Origin of the sequence: Actinoplanes sp. NPDC051494 (assembly GCF_044454705.1) — a bacterium.
In the GTDB taxonomy this organism is placed as follows: domain Bacteria; phylum Actinomycetota; class Actinomycetes; order Mycobacteriales; family Micromonosporaceae; genus Actinoplanes.
The window spans coordinates 847,227-864,871 of the sequence record NZ_JBITDZ010000002.1; the positions used below are offsets into that span (position 1 = coordinate 847,227).

At 71.2% G+C, this 17,645-nt stretch carries 17 protein-coding genes; 10 read left to right on the forward strand and 7 right to left on the reverse strand.

What is annotated here, in order from left to right:
* The first annotated feature begins 21 nt into the window (after positions 1–21).
* Both ACIA6A_RS10475 and ACIA6A_RS10480 read left to right on the forward strand, forming a co-directional pair.
* A complete protein-coding gene (locus tag ACIA6A_RS10475; RefSeq protein WP_396097231.1) occupies positions 22–1,818 on the forward strand; it encodes a glycerol-3-phosphate dehydrogenase/oxidase in 1,797 nt (598 codons plus the stop codon).
* A complete protein-coding gene (locus ACIA6A_RS10480; protein ID WP_396097232.1) occupies positions 1,815–2,090 on the forward strand; it encodes a DUF4031 domain-containing protein in 276 nt (91 codons plus the stop codon). Before ACIA6A_RS10475 ends, ACIA6A_RS10480 begins: the two co-directional genes overlap by 4 nt.
* On the opposite strand, the gene ACIA6A_RS10485 is transcribed toward ACIA6A_RS10480, so the two are convergent.
* On the reverse strand, positions 2,068–2,712 hold the full coding sequence (locus tag ACIA6A_RS10485; RefSeq protein ID WP_396097233.1) for a metal-dependent phosphohydrolase: 645 nt from the start codon (positions 2,710–2,712) through the stop codon (positions 2,068–2,070). The genes ACIA6A_RS10480 and ACIA6A_RS10485 overlap by 23 nt on opposite strands.
* Before the next feature lie 64 nt (positions 2,713–2,776).
* Between ACIA6A_RS10485 and ACIA6A_RS10490 the strand changes: the two genes are divergently transcribed.
* Both ACIA6A_RS10490 and ACIA6A_RS10495 read left to right on the forward strand, forming a co-directional pair.
* The gene (locus ACIA6A_RS10490) at positions 2,777–4,036 is read left to right on the forward strand and encodes an aromatic acid exporter family protein (protein WP_396097235.1); all 1,260 of its coding nucleotides are present in this window, start codon (positions 2,777–2,779) and stop codon (positions 4,034–4,036) included.
* 99 nt (positions 4,037–4,135) lie between these two features.
* On the forward strand, positions 4,136–6,256 hold the full coding sequence (locus ACIA6A_RS10495; RefSeq protein WP_396097236.1) for a PrsW family glutamic-type intramembrane protease: 2,121 nt from the start codon (positions 4,136–4,138) through the stop codon (positions 6,254–6,256).
* A gap of 4 nt (positions 6,257–6,260) precedes the next feature.
* Here the strand turns inward: ACIA6A_RS10495 and ACIA6A_RS10500 are convergent, their stop codons facing one another.
* A complete protein-coding gene (locus ACIA6A_RS10500) occupies positions 6,261–6,557 on the reverse strand; it encodes a GroES family chaperonin (protein WP_396097628.1) in 297 nt (98 codons plus the stop codon).
* Positions 6,558–6,717: 160 nt separating this feature from the next.
* On the opposite strand from ACIA6A_RS10500, the gene ACIA6A_RS10505 reads away from it, so the two are divergent.
* Complete coding sequence (locus ACIA6A_RS10505; protein WP_396097629.1) at positions 6,718–7,974, forward strand: AI-2E family transporter; 1,257 nt, start codon at positions 6,718–6,720, stop codon at positions 7,972–7,974.
* 675 nt (positions 7,975–8,649) lie between these two features.
* Here ACIA6A_RS10505 and ACIA6A_RS10510 read toward each other — a convergent pair.
* Complete coding sequence (locus tag ACIA6A_RS10510; RefSeq protein WP_396097630.1) at positions 8,650–10,581, reverse strand: ATP-dependent DNA helicase; 1,932 nt, start codon at positions 10,579–10,581, stop codon at positions 8,650–8,652.
* A gap of 165 nt (positions 10,582–10,746) precedes the next feature.
* Between ACIA6A_RS10510 and ACIA6A_RS10515 the strand changes: the two genes are divergently transcribed.
* Positions 10,747–11,256, forward strand: a complete 510-nt coding sequence (locus ACIA6A_RS10515; RefSeq protein WP_396097237.1) for a DUF402 domain-containing protein — start codon at positions 10,747–10,749, stop codon at positions 11,254–11,256.
* Here ACIA6A_RS10515 and sigJ read toward each other — a convergent pair.
* Complete coding sequence (sigJ, locus tag ACIA6A_RS10520; protein WP_396097239.1) at positions 11,213–12,097, reverse strand: RNA polymerase sigma factor SigJ; 885 nt, start codon at positions 12,095–12,097, stop codon at positions 11,213–11,215. The genes ACIA6A_RS10515 and sigJ overlap by 44 nt on opposite strands.
* Before the next feature lie 127 nt (positions 12,098–12,224).
* Between sigJ and ACIA6A_RS10525 the strand changes: the two genes are divergently transcribed.
* The 3 genes from ACIA6A_RS10525 to ACIA6A_RS10535 all read left to right on the forward strand — a co-directional run bounded on the left by ACIA6A_RS10525 (position 12,225) and on the right by ACIA6A_RS10535 (position 14,938).
* Positions 12,225–13,154, forward strand: coding sequence for a hypothetical protein (locus ACIA6A_RS10525; RefSeq protein WP_396097240.1), 930 nt, complete (start codon positions 12,225–12,227; stop codon positions 13,152–13,154).
* Between the two features lie 146 nt (positions 13,155–13,300).
* Positions 13,301–13,927, forward strand: a complete 627-nt coding sequence (locus ACIA6A_RS10530) for a DUF47 domain-containing protein (RefSeq protein WP_396097241.1) — start codon at positions 13,301–13,303, stop codon at positions 13,925–13,927.
* A 3-nt stretch (positions 13,928–13,930) separates the two neighbouring features.
* Entirely contained in the window at positions 13,931–14,938 is a 1,008-nt protein-coding gene (locus ACIA6A_RS10535; protein WP_396097242.1) for an anion permease, read from the forward strand.
* Here the strand turns inward: ACIA6A_RS10535 and ACIA6A_RS10540 are convergent.
* From ACIA6A_RS10540 to ACIA6A_RS10550, 3 genes are all read right to left on the reverse strand, one after another.
* A complete protein-coding gene (locus ACIA6A_RS10540) occupies positions 14,908–15,288 on the reverse strand; it encodes a helix-turn-helix domain-containing protein (RefSeq protein WP_396097243.1) in 381 nt (126 codons plus the stop codon). The genes ACIA6A_RS10535 and ACIA6A_RS10540 overlap by 31 nt on opposite strands.
* A 45-nt stretch (positions 15,289–15,333) precedes the next feature.
* The gene (locus ACIA6A_RS10545) at positions 15,334–15,765 is read right to left on the reverse strand and encodes a hypothetical protein (RefSeq protein WP_396097245.1); all 432 of its coding nucleotides are present in this window, start codon (positions 15,763–15,765) and stop codon (positions 15,334–15,336) included.
* Between the two features lie 64 nt (positions 15,766–15,829).
* Positions 15,830–16,810: a Gfo/Idh/MocA family protein gene (locus ACIA6A_RS10550; protein WP_396097246.1), complete on the reverse strand. Its 981-nt coding sequence runs from the start codon at positions 16,808–16,810 to the stop codon at positions 15,830–15,832.
* A 60-nt stretch (positions 16,811–16,870) separates the two neighbouring features.
* Here ACIA6A_RS10550 and ACIA6A_RS10555 point away from each other — a divergent pair, with 60 nt between their 5' ends.
* Positions 16,871–17,644: an NUDIX hydrolase gene (locus tag ACIA6A_RS10555; protein WP_396097631.1), complete on the forward strand. Its 774-nt coding sequence runs from the start codon at positions 16,871–16,873 to the stop codon at positions 17,642–17,644.
* Position 17,645 lies beyond the last annotated feature (1 nt).

The following is a 17,645-nucleotide window of genomic DNA, read 5'->3' on the forward strand; positions in this document are numbered from 1 at the left end:
TCACGGCGCTACGGTGGGGACGTGCGTTCTCCCTCGGATTCCCGGTACTCCGCCGGACGGCTCTCACCGGTACGACGCGTCGCCGACCTGCGCCGCCTGCGCGACGAGCAGTTCGACGTGCTCGTCATCGGCGGCGGTGTCACCGGCGCCGGCGCTGCCCTGGACGCCGCGTCCCGTGGCCTGAAGGTCGCCCTCGTCGAGGCCCGCGACCTGGCCGCCGGCACGTCCAGCCGGTCCAGCAAACTCATCCACGGCGGCCTGCGCTACCTCGAGCAGCTCGAGCTGCACCTGGTGCACGAGGCGCTCACCGAGCGCGGGCTGCTCACCAGCCGCCTCGCACCGCACCTGGTGCGACCCGTGCCGCTGCTGGTGCCGCTGGAGACCGCCTCGCCGCCCGCCCGGGTCTGGCACCGGTTCTACTACGGGCTCGGCGTCGCGGCGTACGACGTGTTCGCCGGCGTCTTCGGCTCCGGCCGCGGCATGCCGCTGCACAAGCACCTCAGCCGCGACGGCACCCGCCAGCTGTTCCCGAGCCTGCGCGCCGACAAGGTGACCGGCTCGATCCGCTACTACGACGGCCAGGTCGACGACGCCCGCCTCGTGGTCACCCTCGGCCGCACCGCCGCCAGCCTCGGCGCGGCCGTGGTCACCAGCGCCCGGGTCACCGGCTTCGTCCGCGAGGCCCGCCAGGTCGTCGGCGTCAAGGTTCGCGACCTGGAATCACCCGACGAGCCCGAGTTCGAGGTACGCGCCCGGCAGGTCGTCGCCGCCACCGGCGTGTGGAGCGACGACATGGGCCGCATGCTCAGCGACGTCGGCGTCAAACAGGGCCTGCGGGTCCGCGCGTCCAAGGGCGTCCACCTCGTGGTGCCCCGCTCGGCCATCACCGGTGACGCCGGGCTGATCCTGCGCACCCCGACCTCGGTGCTGTTCGTCATCCCGTGGGGCGGGCACTGGATCATCGGCACCACCGACACCGACTGGGAACTCGACCGCTCGCACCCGGCCGCGTCCGCCCGCGACATCACGTACCTCCTCGACCAGGTCAACACGATCCTCGAACGCCCGCTGACCACCGACGACATCGAAGGCGTCTACGCCGGGCTGCGGCCGCTGCTCTCCGGCGAGGCCGACTCCACCTCGAAGCTCTCCCGCGAGCACGCCGTGGTCGAGCCGATGCTGGGCCTGCTGCTCGTGGCCGGCGGCAAGTACACGACCTACCGGGTGATGGCCGCCGACGTGATCGACGTGGCCGCCCGCCGGCTCGGCGTGACCCGGCCGTCGCGCACCGACCAGCTGCCCCTGCTCGGCGCCGACGGCTACGCCTCCGCCTGGCGCGACCGGCAGGACGCGGCCCGGCGCCACGGCATCACCGCGGGCGTCATCGAACACCTTCTCGAGCGGTACGGCACGCTCACCACCCACCTGCTCGCCATGATCGCCGCGGATCCCGCGCTGGCCGCCCCGCTCGCCGGTGCCCCGGAGTACCTGGCCGCCGAGGTGGCGTACGCGGCGACCGCCGAGGGTGCCCTGCACCTCGACGACGTGCTCACCCGGCGGACCCGGATCTCGTTCGAGACCGCCCACCGCGGCGCCGAGACCGCCCGGCACGCCGCCGCCATCATGGGCGACGCGCTGGGCTGGGACGAAGCCGTCCGCGACCGCGAGGTCGAGCACTACCTGGCCCGGGTCGAGGCCGAACGCCAGTCCCAGAAGATGCCCGACGACCTCACCGCCGACGCCGCCCGCCTCGGCGTGCAGGACGTCCGGGGCTACGCCGCCGACCGGGGCGTGGACCTGCTCGAAGCCGACCTTTGATCCTGGTCGACGAGCCGCGCTGGCCGGGCCGCGGCCGGCTCTGGTCACACCTGGTCAGCGACGTCTCGTACGACGAACTGCACGTCTTCGCCGCGATGCTGGGCGTGCCCCGCCGCGGGTTCGACCGCGACCACTACGACATCCCGGAGTCGCTGTTCCCGGCGGCGCTGTCGCAGGGCGCCCAGCTCGTGGCGTCCCGTGACATCGCCGCCCGGCTCCGGGCGGCCGGCCTGCGCCGCCCCAAACACCTCAACCGGCGGCCAGCACCCTGAGTTCGGCCTCCATGTTCCGCCGGGCGGTGGCCTCCCACCGCTCCCGCAACGGCGCATGGCGGTAGATCGCCGGCAGCTCCAGCAACGAGACCAGCACCTGGGCCCGCGCCGCCCGGAACGTGTCGTCCGAGATGTGCGCGTACTCCCGCCGGATCGCCGCGGTGTACGCCGTGTACCGCTCGTGGTCCGTGGCCAGGATCGCCAGGTCGGCGTCGCAGAGCAGCTCGCCGTCCGGATCGTCGTCGCCGGTCGCGTGCCCCGCGGTCAGCCCCACGAGGCGGGCCACCTCCGCGGACACCTCGGCCGGCATGCCCACGGTCGTCAGCAGCCCCTCGGCGAACTCGGCGCTGTCCCGCTCGTTCGCGTCCCCGAGCGCCCGCGGATCGTAGATCGCGTCATGCATCCACGCGGCCAGCCGCACCCGGTCCGGATGGGGCACCAGACCGGCATGCTCGTCCACGACGTCGAGCACCGCGCTCAGATGGTGCACGTCGTGATACTGCCGCTGTGGCTCGGACCAGCGCCCCAGCAGATAGGCGCCGGCCGCGGCCAGATCCTGCTCCTCGGCGGTCGCCCCGGCCCCACGCACGGCATCGACCCACCGGTCGAGAAGTGATGTCACGGACACCATTGTTCTCCCGCGGGCGCCGCCGGTCCGCCGCGCCCTGCGATTAGGGTTCTGAAGCATGACGGACGCCGGGTCGCAGAGTGGTTTGCCCGCGGTGCTCACCGACCTGCACGGCCGCTCCCGTACCGGCATCCGGGCCGGCTGGGCCCGGGCGCGCGGCGGCTTCGCCCTCGCCGTCCAGGCCGGGGTCGCGGCCGGTATCGCCTGGTACATCGCCCACGACCTGATCGGCCGCCCCAGCCCGTTCTTCGCCCCGATCGCCGCGGTGATCACCCTGGCCTCCTCGGTCGGGCAGCGCGCCCGGCGCACCATCGAACTCGTCGTCGGCGTGGCCATCGGCATCGCCATCGGCGACGGGATCATCCTGCTCATCGGCGCCGGCCCCTGGCAGATCGGCCTGGTCGTGATCCTCGCCGTCACCGTCGCGGCGGCGGTCGGCGGCGGCACCCCGCTCGTGGTGCAGTCCGCCTCCTCGGCGATCCTGGTCGCCACCCTGACCTCGGGCGCCAACCTGCCCTACACCCGCTTCTTCGACGCCCTGGTCGGCGGCGCGGTCGGCCTGGTCGTCATGACGGTCCTGCTGCCACTCAACCCCCTGACCGTGGTCCGCCGAGCCGCCGACCCGGCCCTCGCGGCGATGACCGAGGGCCTGCACGCGGTCGCCACCGGCATGAGATCCGACGACAACGACCGGGTCCGAGCGGCCCTGGAACAACTCCGAACAGCCGAGGGAGCCTTCACCGCCTTCGCCGCGGCGGTGACAGCGGCCAGCGAGAACATCGCCTTCGCCCCGGCCCGCTGGCGTTCCCGAGGAGCGCTCGCCCAGTATGTGGAAGGCGCACCCCACCTGACCCACGCACTGCGCAACGTCCGGGTCCTCACCCGCCGGGTCATCACCGCCCTGGACGACAACGAGACCATCCCGGACTGCCTCCCGACCTCGGTATCTTTCCTGGGCGACGCGATCGAACTCCTCCGCGAAGAATGGTCCCGGGGCACCGAACCCGAGGCGACCCGGGAGCGAGCGCTCCGAGCCGCGGCCGAATCCGGCCGGGCCTACTCCGAGGGCGTAGGTTTCTCCGGCGGTGTGGTGGTCGCCCAGGTCCGCACCACGGTCTCCGACCTCCTCCGGGCGACCGGCATCAACTACGCCGAGGCCCCCCGCCTGGTCCGCCGGGCGGTAGGCCACCACAACCGCCCCCGCACCACCCGCCGCAAAGACCGCCCCACCCAACCCACCAACGCGCCCGCTTCTCCGACGCCGCCGGCGGTCGGACGGGTCGAGCCGCGCGACGCATCCGGGTCGAACTCGGTCTGATTGGTTGTTTTGTCGGCTTTATTCCGATGAAGATCCGTTTGGCGGCAGGGAGACCGGCGGGGACCTACCTGGGTGCCGCCGGGTGGCTACGCTGACGGCATGGCCGACGTAGCGCCGGGCAGCGCGCCCGCCCCGGAACAGCATCCGACCTCCGGGACGCCCGCCGACCAGCCCGCCCCGGCATCGGCCGGCCTTGGTGGTGCGGCGTCCGGCGCGGGTTCCGAGGGGCTCGCTTCGTTGGGGTTCGCCACGGTCGGCGGCGCTCACGTCGTACCGATGGAATCCGGGTCTGCTCTTCCGGTCACGACCGGCCGCCGGGCCGGATGGCGGCGCTGGTTGCCGCTGACCGGGATCATCGTCTTCTTCGCGGCGTGCTCGATCGCGATGCTGATCATTCTGGGCTCGAGCAACGGCCCGACCGGCCTGGTCATCGGCCTGACCGCGGCGATCCTGCCGGTGCCGCTGCTGGCCAGCGCGTTCCTGTGGCTCGACCGCTACGAGCCCGAGCCGTTCCGCTACCTTGCGTTCAGTTTCGCCTGGGGTGCGGTGGTCGCGACCCTGGTGGCGATCGGCGTCAACACCGGCACCGCCAAGCTTTTCGACAGCTGGGGCCTGCCCGAGGCGCTGGTCGCGGTGCTCGTGGCCCCCTTCATCGAGGAGTCGATGAAGGCGCTCGGCCCGGTCCTGCTGTTCTGGCGCCGCCGCAAGGAATGGTCCGGGATCACCGACGGCATCGTCTACTGCGGGCTCTCCGCGCTCGGCTTCGCCATGGTGGAAAATGTGCTCTACCTCGGCGGTCACGGCTACGCCGCGGGCGCCGACCAGTACGGACCGGCGACCGGCGTGCAGAACGTCTTCCTGATTTTCATCGTCCGCATCGTCTTCACCGGCTTCGCCCACCCGCTGTTCACCGCGATGACCGGCATCGGCCTGGGCCTCGCGTCGCGCTCGGCCGCCCGCTGGGTCCGCTGGCTCGCCCCGCTCGCCGGCCTGCTGCTCGCGATGATCCTGCACGGCACGTTCAACCTGCTGCCGACCATCTCGGCGGCGACGGGCCAGACCATCATCATGCTGTACGGGTACCTCGGTTTCATGGTCCCCTTCTTCTTCGCGGCGGTCGGGTTCGCCATCGCGCTCCGAGGATACGAAGGCCGGCTGAGCGAGCGGATCCTCCCGCACTACGTCCGGGCCGGCTGGCTGTCCCCACCCGAGGTGGCCACGCTCGGCAGCCTCGGCCGCCGCAACTCGGCCCGGCAATGGGCAAAACGGGTCGCGGGCGAGAGCGGCCTGCGGGCCATGCGCGGCTTCCAGCTTGCCTCCACCCAGCTCGCCCTGCTGCGGGACGGGATGCAGCGCGGGCTCCGGAGCGACCCGCAGGACCTGCTCCGAGCCCAGGAGGAGGAACGCAAACTGCTCGCGGACATCTCCGGCTTCCGCGCGATCTTCGTCGGCCGCGACCCCCAGGCGCCGCGAGCATTCTGGGACGGCAACGCTTACCAGATAGCCTTCCCGGACGGCGTGACCCGCACGGTAGGAGCGCCCCTCGAGCCGGTCGTGCCCCTCCCGGTCCGCCTGCCACCCCAGATCCCCGTGTACGCGGGGTACGGCCCCACCTACGCCCAACAGCCCGCGTACGCGGCTCACGGTCAGCAACCGGGCTACCCGACGCCCTACGGCCAGCAGCCCGGCTACGCGTCACCGTATGGTCAGCAACCCGCCTACGGTCCTGGTCAGCCGCCCTACGGCCAGTCCTACGCCCAGCCCCCCCACGGTCAGCAGGTTTACGGTCAGCCGTCCTACGCCCAGCCGCCGGGGCAGCCTTCCAACGGTCAAAATGCCCACGGTCAGACGTCTTACGGCCCGCCTTCCTACGGCCCGCCTTCCTACGGCCCGCCCTCCTATGGCCCGCCTTTTTATGGCCAGCAGTCCTACGGTCAGCCTGGCTACGGTCAGCCTGGCTACGGTCAGGCGCAGGTGCAGCCGTCCTACGGTCAGCCTGCCTATGGTCAAGCGCAGGGGCAGCCTGCCTACGGTCAGCCGCAGGGTCAGCCCGCTCATGGGCAGTCGGGTGGTCAGGTTCCGGGCCCGCAGCCGGATCAGCAGGCCGGGCATGGGACGGCGTCTCCCGGTAACCAGACCGGTAACCGGACCAGCGGCCGGCCCGAGGGCCAGACCGATGGCCAGACCGAGGGCCAGGCCGGCGGCGAGTCGCCCTGGTGAGGGCTCAGAGGTAGAGGCCGGTGCCGTCCGGTTCCACCCGGCTGGCCGCCACCGCGTGCACGTCCCGCTCGCGGAGCAGGACGTAGGCCTGACCGTGCAACTCCACCTCGGAGCGTTCCTCGGGATCGAAGAGGACCCGGTCGCCGACGACGATGGAGCGGACGTTCGGGCCCACGCCGACGGCCTTGGCCCAGGACAATCGTCGGCCCATGGACGCGGTGGCGGGGATGAGGATCCCGGCGCTGGAGCGGCGTTCGCCTTCGCTGCCGTCGAGGCGGACGAGGACCCGGTCGTGCAGCATGCGGATCGGGAGTCCGGCCTCGGTCTGGGTGTCGGTGCTCACGGCTAGGACGGTACGCCCGCGCCTGACGTGCACGTGTGCCGGACTCGACTACGGTGGCTGAGGGCTTGCCCACCATGGGCAGGGTGACTACGGCGAGGGGGTCTTCGGGTTGAGCCGCTTGCAACGGGTCCGGGCGAACCTGCGCAGGGCCTACAACGCGGGCCGGGAATCGGTGCGGACGGCCCGGGCCGCGGAACTCGCGGCCGAGGAGCCCGAGGTCGCGTACGAACTGCCCGCCGCCCCGCCGGAGTTCGAGCACCTTTCGACGGCCAGCCGGGACGACGCCGAGGTGCCACATTCGCTGCGGATCTCGGCCGCCTGGTCGTGGCGGCTGATCGTGGTCGGGGTGGTCGGGTGGGTGTTGCTGCGGTTCATCAGCGTCATCAGCATCGTGGTCATCCCGCTCGCCATCGCGATGCTGCTCTCAGCGTTGCTGGCCCCCGCTGTCGGGTGGCTGCTGAAGGCCCGCCTGCCCCCGTCGCTGGCGACGTTCCTGGTGCTGATCGGCGGTCTCGCCGGGGTCGCCGGGACGCTGACCCTGGTGATCAACCAGTTCGTGGACGGTCTGCCGCAGCTGACCGACAACGCGAGCCGGGGTGTCCGGCAGATCCAGGACTGGGCCCGGACCGGTCCGTTGCACCTCTCCGACGAGCAGGTCAACCAGGCGATCGACTCCGCGCAGACCTGGGTGAACGCCAACACCTCCCAGCTCACCGCGACCGGGGTGGCCACCGCGGCGACCCTGTTCGAGCTGGCGGCGGGCATGCTGCTGGTCCTGTTCGCGACGTTCTTCTTCCTACGTGACGGCCGCAAGATCTGGCGTTTCCTGGTCCGCCTGTTCCCGGTCAACGTGCGCTGGAACCTGTCGGATGCCGGGGACGCCTCGTGGGCGACGCTCGGCGCCTATGTCCGGGCGACGGTCCTGGTCGCGTTCATCGACGCGACCGGCATCGGCCTGGCCCTGGTGGTCCTGGACGTCCCGTTCCCGTTCCCGCTCGCGGCCCTGGTCTTCCTCGGCGCGTTCGTGCCCATCGTCGGCGCGAGCGTCTCGGGCGCGGTGGCGGTGCTGATCGCCCTCGTCGACCAGGGCTGGATCGTGGCCCTGATCGTGCTCGGTGCGGTGATCCTGGTCCAGCAGGTAGAGGGTCACATCCTGCAGCCCCTGATCATGGGCCGCGCGGTAGCGATCCACCCGTTGGTCGTGATCATCGGCATCGCCTCGGGCGTGGTCCTGGCCGGCATCATCGGAGCCCTGGTGGCGGTCCCGCTGATCGCGGTCCTGAACACCGGCATCCGCCGCCTGGCCCGCCGCCGCCCCGAGATCCCACCCCACGCCGTAGTGGTAACCGCCAGCGGCGACCCAGCTGTCTCCTGAGTTGCTGCGCCTTACCGAAGGTGTTCCGCTCAATGGGTAAAGCGATAAGAGTTGGTATTGCTCTTCGGTGAGAGTTGCGGTGAATGGACTTCGGAAAGAGTTGTATCGACTTCGGTGAGAGATTCTTGCATCGAGTCGGCCGAAGTGCTTGCGATGCGGAACGTTGCTGGACATACTTGAGGCGGAATAAACGGTCGGGGCCCGCAGTGAACGGACCCCGACCGGTGAAGCGATCTCAGGCCCGTCAGCTCTTGATCGCGTTCAGTACTTCGGCGAGGGCTCCCGTCAGGGGGCCCTCGTGGAGCAGGTGCACCAGCTGCGCCACCATGAACAGGACACGTAGTGCCTGTTCAAGCGTGGAAAGCTGCCGCGACAGCCACCCGCGCTCCGGTTCCCGGCGACTGGCCGACCTGCCCGGCTTACTTCTTTCTTTGTGCACCGCTTTACCCCCCTCGGTTGTGCCAGCGATTACTGGCCACCGGTTGGCTGCAAGCAGCTGGCGTCGAAGGGGGTTAATGCAATGCTGAGGAAAAGCTACCCACGATTGCGCGGTCGAGCAAGTCGCGATAAAGCGCCGTGTAATTGCGCGGACGCCATTGTCGGCGCCGTGGGAAGCCTGACCAGCGCCGCGCAACCCGGGATTCCTGCGGAGTGACGTCGGTCACGTGCCGGTGGTCAGCTCTTGGCGAGGCGCTGGAGGGCGCCGATCGCTACTTCCTGGCGGGTGGTGTACCAGAACGGGGGCAGGGATTTGCGGAGGAAGGCGCCGTAGCCCCGGGCGGTTTCCAGGCGGGAGTCGAGGACCGCGACCACGCCCTTGTCGCCGGTGGAGCGGATCAGGCGGCCCACGCCCTGGGCCAGGCGGATCGCCGCGATCGGGACGCTCACCGAGGCGAAGCCGGAGCCTCCGGTGGCATCGACCGCTGCGGCCCGGGCCGCAGCCAGGGGTTCGTCGGGGCGGGGGAACGGGAGGCGGTCGATCACCACCAGCTGGCACGCGTCGCCGGGGACGTCGACGCCCTGCCAGAGGGACATGACGCCGAACAGGCAGCTTTCCTTCTGTTCCTTGAACTTGCGGACCAGGATCGGGAGGGTTTCCTCACCCTGGAGCAGCACCGGGAGGTCGGTGCGGCTGCGGACGAGCTCGGCCGCCTGGGTGGCCGCCTTGCGGGAGGAGAACAGCCCCAGGGTGCGCCCCCCGAGCGCTTCGACCAGCTGGAGGAGTTCCTCCCCGGCCTTGTCGGGGAGGCCGGAGGCGGCGGGGCGGGGCAGGTGCGACGCGACGTACAGGATGCCCTGCTTGGGGTAGTCGAAGGGTGAGCCGACGTCCATGGAGGTCCAGCCGTCGCCGGCGACCGGTGGGGCGTCCGGGGTGAGGCCGCGGGGGGACGGGACCTGGGCGGGGGTTCCGGCGGGCAGACCGAGGGCCCGGGCCACCGTGTCGAAGCGGCCGCCGAGCGTGAGGGTGGCCGAGGTCGCGACCACGGTGCGGTCTTCGTACAGCCGGGAGGCGAGCGTGCCGGCCACCGAGAGCGGGGCGACGACCAGCGCGCGGCGGCCGCTGCCGAGGTCGTTCTTCTCGATCCAGGCCACGTCGTGGTCGTTTTCCTCGAGGAGGCGCTGGGCGGTGGTGGAGATGTCGTCGAGAGTGGCTTTGGCCTGCTGTTTGCGGACCGGGTCGGGGTCGTCGGCCTTGATGTCGCCGATGGTCTCCAGGCCCTTGCGGGTGGCCGCCTCGATCAGCATGACCGCTTCGTGCAGGTGCGGGGGCAGGCCGGTGGTGAGCCGGCCGGCCGGGATGTCGGCGAGGCCGACGGTGAGCGAGTCGGCCGCCGAGGCGAGGGACTCGGCGACGTCCTGGGGGAGCAGGGTGCGGGAGCGCCGGGCGGCCCGTTCGACCGCTTCGGGGGTCAGCTCGGCCTGGGAGGCGGAGGAGACGCGGTCGGCCAGCTCGTGGGCCTCGTCGACGATGAGGAGTTTGTGCGGCGGGACGATGTGGCGTTCCGCGAGCATGTCGACGGCGAGCAGGCTGTGGTTGGTGACCACGATGTCCGCCTCGCGGGCCCGGACCCGGGAGGCCTCGGCGAAACAGTCCGCACCGTACGGGCAGCGGGCCGCGCCCACGCAGTCGCGGGCCGGCATGGAGACCTGACGCCACGCGGTCTCGTCGACGCCCGGGTCGAGCTCGTCGCGGTCGCCGGTCTTGGTCTTCTCCGCCCAGTCCTGCACGCGCAGGATCTGTTTGCCGAGCCGGCCGGCCTCGCCCAGCCACTGGGTGGCCCGGGGCGGCGCGTCGTCGAACAGCGTGTCGGTGGGGGCCTCCTCGTCGGCGTGGTCGAGCTTGGCCAGGCACAGGTAGTGGTGGCGGCCCTTGAGCACGGCGAACGTGGGGCGTCGGCCGAGGACCGGTTCGACCGCGTCGGCGAGGCGGGGCAGGTCGCGCTCGATCAGCTGGTGCTGCAGCGCCAGGGTGGCCGTCGAGACCACGACGGGACCGTCGACCAGCAGCGCCGGGGTCAGGTAGGCGAGGGACTTGCCGGTGCCGGTGCCGGCCTGCACGAGCAGGTGCTCGCGCTCTTTCACGGCCTTCTCGATCGCCTCCGCCATCTGCTCCTGGCCGGGGCGGGTGGAGCCGCCCGGGACCGCGCCGACCGCTGCGGAGAGCAGGTCCTTGGCGGAGGCTTTCGTGCGGCGGGACTTGGCGGGGGCTGTCACGGTCAAGACCGTACCCGGGACCCCCGACAGAAGCGTCGCACCAGTAGGGTCGGAGTCATGGCGAGTGCGACGGTCAGGGTCGTCTACAGCAAGTATGACGGCTCGGCTCACCGGGACTATCTCGCCCGGCGTCTCAGCGAGGACGACCTGGGCGTCTGGGTAGGTGTGACCCGTGGCACGCCGTCGGTCTACCACGGCCGGCCGTCCGTCGAGCGGATCCCGTTCGTGCTGCTGATCCCGCACCACGCGTGGTGGACCGGGATGTTCAACCCGCAGCCGCGGACCAGCGAGGTCTACTGCGACATCACCACTCCCGCGCGCTGGGAGGGTGACACCGTGCGCCTCGTCGACCTCGACCTGGACGTGTCGCGCCGGCGTGACTCGGGCCTGATCGAGCTGCGCGACGAGGACGAGTTCGAGGAGCACCGGGTCGGGTTCGGCTATCCCGACGAGGTGGTCACCGAGGCTCGCGCCGCGGCCACGATGCTCTTCACGGCGTTGGGGGACGGCACCGAACCGTTCGCTACCGCGTACCGGAAATGGCTCTTGTCAGTTTCTCCGGGTTGAGCTGGTTGTACAGGGCGGTGACGCGGCCGTCGGCGACCGTCGCGGTGAGCACCGCCAGCAGGCCGGGTCCGGTGATGAGCATGCCGGCGGCGCCGTTGACCAGCACCTGTTCGGCCTTGATGGCGTCGGCGTCGCCGCGCCGGGCGAGGATCCCGGCATAGAACCGGGCGACCCGGTCCGCGCCGTACACCGGTTTGCGGCCCGCGCTGACCACGCCGCCGCCGTCGTGCAGCGCCACCACGTCGGGGGCGAGCACGGCCGCGAGCGCCTTCAGGTCACCGGAGGCGGCCGCGGCCAGGAACGCCTGCAGCACGCGGCGCTGTTCGGCGACGTCGGCGGTGTGCCGGGCCTCCCCTTCGGCGATCGCCCGGCGGCCGCGGGAGGCGTGCTGGCGCGCGGTCGGCACGCTGGTGCCGAGCACGCCCGCGACCTCGTCGAGCGGCAGGCCGAACGCGTCGTGCAGGACCACCGCGACGCGCTGTTCGGGGCTGAGTTTCTCGAGGACGACGAGCAGGGCGAGGCTGACCTCCTGGTGCAGTTCGACCTGTTCGGCGGGGTCGTCCAGGCGGGAGACGACCGGCTCGGGCAGCCATGGGCCGGGGTAGGCCTCGCGGCGCACCCGGGCGGATTTGAGCACGTCGAGGCAGATCCGGCCGGTGATGGTGGTGAGCCATCCGCGCAGGTCGCGGATCTCGTCGCCGTGCTGCCGGGTCCGGTCGTAGCGCAGCCAGGCCTCCTGGACGGCGTCCTCGGCCTCGGCGCGGCTGCCGAGCATGCGGTAGGCGACGGCGAGCAGGTGCGACCGCTCGGCTTCGAACTCGTCCACGGCCACTGTCGTCATGGTGGAATTCTGCGCGACATTGCCCGGCCACCGGTGTCACATGTGACACAGTGGTGAACGGTATAGGCGTTTTGAACTCATTTGCGTAGCAGTAGATGCGAAACGGGGGACGACGGTGGCGGAGGACATGGCGACCCTGCTGGGCGGTCTGGCCGGGCTCGCCGGGGTCACCGGCGCGGTGACCGCCGGTGTCGCGGCGGTGCGCCGGCCCCGTCCCTATCTGCCGGCCGGGCACGCGGTGGTCTCCGAGCGGGTCGAGGACCCGCTGCCGGACGTGCTGCGCCACGGCCTGGCCGGACTGACCGTGCCGGTGCGACCCGGCCCGCACGGCGAGCTGTTCCTCGGGCCGGGCAACCCGCGGCCCGGGCACACCCTGCGCCGGCTCGTGCTGGCGCCGCTGTTCGCCCGGGTCCGGTCCCGGGGCGGGCGGCTGACGCGCGACCAGCGGGTGCCGTTCCGGCTGGTGGTCGAGTTCGCCGGGCCGACCCGGGACGCGGAGACGCTGCTCCGGGCCTACCGGATGCTGGACCAGCAACTGCGGGACCATGCCGCGTTGTTGAGCCGGTGCCTGGACGGCCGGCTGGAGTCCGGCGCGGTCACCGTCGCGGTGGCCGGCATCGTCGACGTGCGGGAGCTGCTCGCCGGCCAGCCCCGCCGCTACGCGTTCGCGGACGGCTCGTTCGACGACATCGGCAACTACGGCGCCCCGCCCGCCCTGGTGCCGATGATCAGCGAGCAGTGGGCCCGCCGGTTCGGCTGGGACGGCCGCGAGCCGTTCCCGGCCGAGGAGCGCCATCTGTTGCACGCCCTGGTCGCCGGCGCGCACGAGGAGGGCCGTACGGTCCGGGTCGGTGGTCTGCCACCCGCCGGCCGGCCGGCCCGCCGGGCGATCTGGCACGAGCTGATCGAGGCGGGGGTCGATGTGATCGCCGACCCCGATCAGGCCGGGCTGGCCCGGTATCTGCGCCGCCATCGCCGGGTGCCGGCCGCGTCGCCCCCCGCGGCACCGCGCCGTCCGTCGCCGACTCCGCGCCGGGATCTCGCCCAGTCCGTCTGAAAAGTACGGATAAGTGAGCGTTCAAGGTTAACGAGAGGTGAACGAACACTGAACTGGTGTTGAGCGGGGGTAGGCGGGCTCGGCAACCGGAGAGGCGTTTCCTAGCATTCCCTCGAATCCGCCCACCCTTCAGCGAGGTCCGCGCCGTGAAGTTCTCCTTCCGCCCCACCGAGGGCGCCTTCTACGAGCTGTTCAGCCGGGCAGCCCAGAACCTCGTGCGCGGCACCGAGCTGCTCAATGAGCTGGCGCTCCCGGGCGTCGACGTACAATCCGTCAGCGATCGGCTGACCGATGTCGAGCACGACAGCGACGAGATCACCCACACGCTCTACAAGAAGATCAACTCGACGTTCATCACGCCGTTCGACCGCGAGGACATCTACTCGCTGGGCTCGCAGCTCGACGACGTCATGGACCACCTCGAGGCGGTCGGGAACCTGCTGTACCTGTACGGGCTGACCGAGCTGCCGTCGCTGCCCCGGGAGATGCACGAGCTGGTCAACGTGCTCGACCAGCAGGCCAAGATCACCGCGGACTCGATGCCGAGGCTGCGGTCGATGAAGGGTCTCGAGGAGTACTGGATCGAGATCAACCGTCTCGAGAACGAGGGCGACCGGGCATACCGGATGCTGCTCGTGCGTCTCTTCTCGGGGGAGTACGACGCGCTCACCGTGCTGAAGATGAAGGAGGTGGCCGACGAGCTGGAGGCCGCCTGCGACGCGTTCGAGCACGTGGCCAACACGGTCGAGACCATCACGGTCAAGGAGTCCTAGGCCTTGTCCCCGGAATTCTATGCCGTCACGGCGGTGATCATCGCCGCGATGGCGTTCGATTACACCAACGGCTTCCACGACGCGGCGAACGCCATCGCCACCAGCGTCAGCACCCGCGCGCTCACGCCGCGGGTCGCCCTCGCCATGGCGGCGGTCGGCAACTTCATCGGCGCCCACTTCGGTGCCGAGGTGGCCAAGACCGTCGGTGACGGGCTGGTCAAGCTGCCCACCGGCGTGCCCAGCCTCGGGGTGGTCTTCGCCGGGGTCTGCGGCGCCATCGCCTGGAACCTCATCACCTGGTATTTCGGGCTGCCGTCCAGCTCCTCGCACGCGCTCTTCGGCGGCCTGGTGGGCGCCACCCTCTTCGCCGCCGACGCGAAGATCGAGTGGGGCACCATCACCGAGAAGGTGCTGATCCCCATGGTGGCCTCGCCGGTGGTGGGCCTGCTGCTCGGCTTCGGCGTGATGCTGGCGCTGCTGTGGTCGTTCCGCCGGGGCAACCCGGGCAAGCTCAACCGCGGCTTCCGCGTCGCCCAGACCGTCTCGGCGGCGTTCATGTCGGTCGGTCACGGCATGCAGGACGCCGCCAAGACCATGGGCATCGTCGTCCTCGCGCTGTACACCGGTGGTTTCCAGAGCAGCTCCACGGAGATCCCGTGGTGGGTCTTCTGGACCTCGGCGGCGGTGCTGGCGGCGGGCACGTACGCCGGCGGGTGGCGGATCATCCGGACCCTGGGTCGCAAGATCATCGACCTGGGCCCGGCCGAGGGCTTCGCCGCGGAGATCGTGGCCGCCTCGGTCCTGTTCTTCAACGCCCTGGTCCTGCACGCGCCGATCTCGACCACCCACACGATCACCTCGGCGATCATGGGTGTCGGCGCGACCAAGCGCCTCAATGCGGTCCGCTGGAACGTCGCCGGCAACATCATCGTCGCCTGGGTCACCACGTTCCCGGCGGCGGCGACGATCTCCTGCGTCGTCTACTTCTGCGTGCGCCCGCTCTTCAGCTGACCGTCCGGGTCGGCATCCATGGTCGCGGTCTCGATCGGGACCGCGCCCATGGGTACGAGCGTGAGCTGAGCGCCCAGCGCCGCAGCGATCTTCTCCAACGTCGCCCGCGTGGGGTTGGCCCGGCCGCGCTCGATCCGCGAGATGTCCGACTGCCGCACGCCGGACCGCTCGGCGACCTGTTCCTGGGTCAGCCCCAGCTCCTCCCGGCGGCCCGCGATGCGCTCACCGAGCCCGAAATCCCGCTCGTAGGCGGCCTCGAAGTGGACCCTGGCGGCGTCGGCCACCCGGTGCACCCCGGCGTCGTCCGCGGGGTAGCCGCGCATCACCTCGTCGAACGAACGACCCGTCACGGGGCACCTCCCGCCAGGGATTATGCGTTTTGACGCATGGCGGTGTCAAACGTGTCGGCGGGGTTCCGTCAGCAGCGCCCGGGCCCGCCGGATCTCCTTCTGCTGGCGCCGGTCGGACGGGTCGGCGCCCTTGTCGTAGCCGCCGAGCAGCAGCACGATGCGGTCCCCGTAGACCGCGAAGAACACCCGCAGCAGCACCTTGCCGCCGCCGGGGACGTCGGGCGCTTCGATGCCGGCCTCGTGGCAGATGGTCGCCAGCTCCCGCCGGACCCGGAATTCGTACAGGTTCTGGCCGAGTGCGCGGCCCCACTCCGTGCCGCAGACGTGGTGACCCTGGCGGGCCAGGACGGTGCGGATCGCCATCGCGAGCACCGCCCGCCGGTACGGGTCGAGCGAGTCGAGGAACGCGGTGAACGGCTCGCGTCCACCGCGTGTCCCGTGGACCTGCACCTTCCAATGCACCGTGGCGTCGTGCACCGGGGGTGCACTTGAACCATGACAGCTGTGCATAGGGAAAGTATGCATGAGACAAGTTGCTGCATCAACCCCCGTACACGACGCCGATCTCGGCGCGGATGGTGTCCAGCAACGTCATCAGATCCAGCGTGGTGGTGTGCGGCACGAGCGGGCTCTCCAGCTCGCCCTCGGCCATGCAGCGCTGCACCTCGATCGCCTCGAACTGGTAGCCGCGACCCGGGTACGGCAGCTCGAACGTCTCCGCCTTGCCGCCCCGGACCAGCGTGAACTCCTGCGGGTTGAAGAAGCCCGACGGCAGCTCGATGCGGCCCAGGGTGCCGGTGATGGTGGCGTTGTTGCGGGACTCTCCGGCGATGCTGCAGGTCAGGGCCGCCACCGCGCCGGAGGCGTAACCGAGCAGCACACCCGTGGTCTCGTCCACCTGCTCCGGGGTCAGCCGGGCCCAGCTGTGCACGGTCGACGGGTTGCCCAGCATCAGGTCGGCGAAGTGCAGCGGGTAGACGCCGAGGTCGAGCAGCGCGCCGCCGCCCTGGGCCGGGTCGCGCAGCCGGTGGCTCGGCTCGAACGGGCCCTGGAGGCCGAAATCGGCGTGCAACGTCACCACGTCGCCGATCGCACCGTCACCGATCAGGTCACGGATCCTGCGGACGGCCGGGTTGAGCCGCATCCACATGGCCTCCATCAGGAACAGCCCGCGGGTGCGGGCCTCCTGCACGAGCTGCGCCGACTGCGCCAGGTCGAGCGTCATCGGCTTCTCGATGAGCACCGCCTTGCCGCCCTCGAGGCAGACCATGCTCGCGGCATGGTGCGACGCGTGCGGCGTGGCCACGTAGATCACGTCGACGTCCGGGTCGGCGGCCAGGTCGGCCCAGGAGCCATGGGCGCGGGCGGCGCCGTGCTTGCTCGCGAACGCGTCGGCGGCCGCCTGGGTGCGGGAGCCGACCGCGGCGAGCTCGGCGCCGGGCACGAGCGGAAGGTCGGACGCGAACGTGCTGGCGATGCCCCCGGTGCCGAGGATGCCCCAGCGGGTGGTCTGAGCGGTCATGATCGCCACGGTATCGCCCCACGCGCTCCCAGTGGGAGGATCGTGAGTGTGAGCGAATCCATGCCGCTGCCGCCGGCCATGGCGCGACGGGCCAGGGACTTCACCGGTCCGCCCGCTCCGGCGCGCCCCGCGGCCACCGTCGTGCTCCTGGACCCGGAAACCTTCGAGGTGTACGTCCTGAAGCGCGCGACCACGATGGTCTTCGGCGGTGTCCACGCTTTCCCGGGTGGGCGGGTCGACCCGTCCGACCGTCCCGAGACGATCCGCACCGACTGGCCGGAGCGGCTCGGGGTGCCTGGCGAGCAGGCCCGCGCCGTGGTCGGTGCGGCGGTCCGGGAGCTGTTCGAGGAGTCCGGTGTGCTGCTGGCCGGGCCGGTGGGGGAGCCGGAGCGCACCGTCGGCGACGTCAGCGGCCCCTCGTGGGAGGCCGATCGGGCGGCGGTGGCCGGCCACTCGCTGTCGCTGGCCACGCTGCTGGCCCGGCGGGGGCTGCGGATGCGCGACGATCTCCTGCTGCCCTGGTCGCGCTGGGTCACGCCGGAGTTCGAGCCGAAGCGGTTCGACACGTGGTTCTTCGTCGCGTTGCTGCCCGCCGCTCAGCGCGCGCGGGACGTGTCCGGGGAGGCGAGCTCGACCACCTGGATCAGCCCGGCGGCCGCCAACGGCCTGACCATGCTCCCACCTACGCGGACGACTTTGCGCCAGCTCAGGTCGTACCGAAGCATTGATGATCTTATGTTGGCCAGCCGGAAGCGGAACGCCGCCGTGCCGATCATGCCCCGGGTGGAGCTGACGGCGGACGGCGGCGCTGTGGTGACGCTTCCCGAGCTTTGAG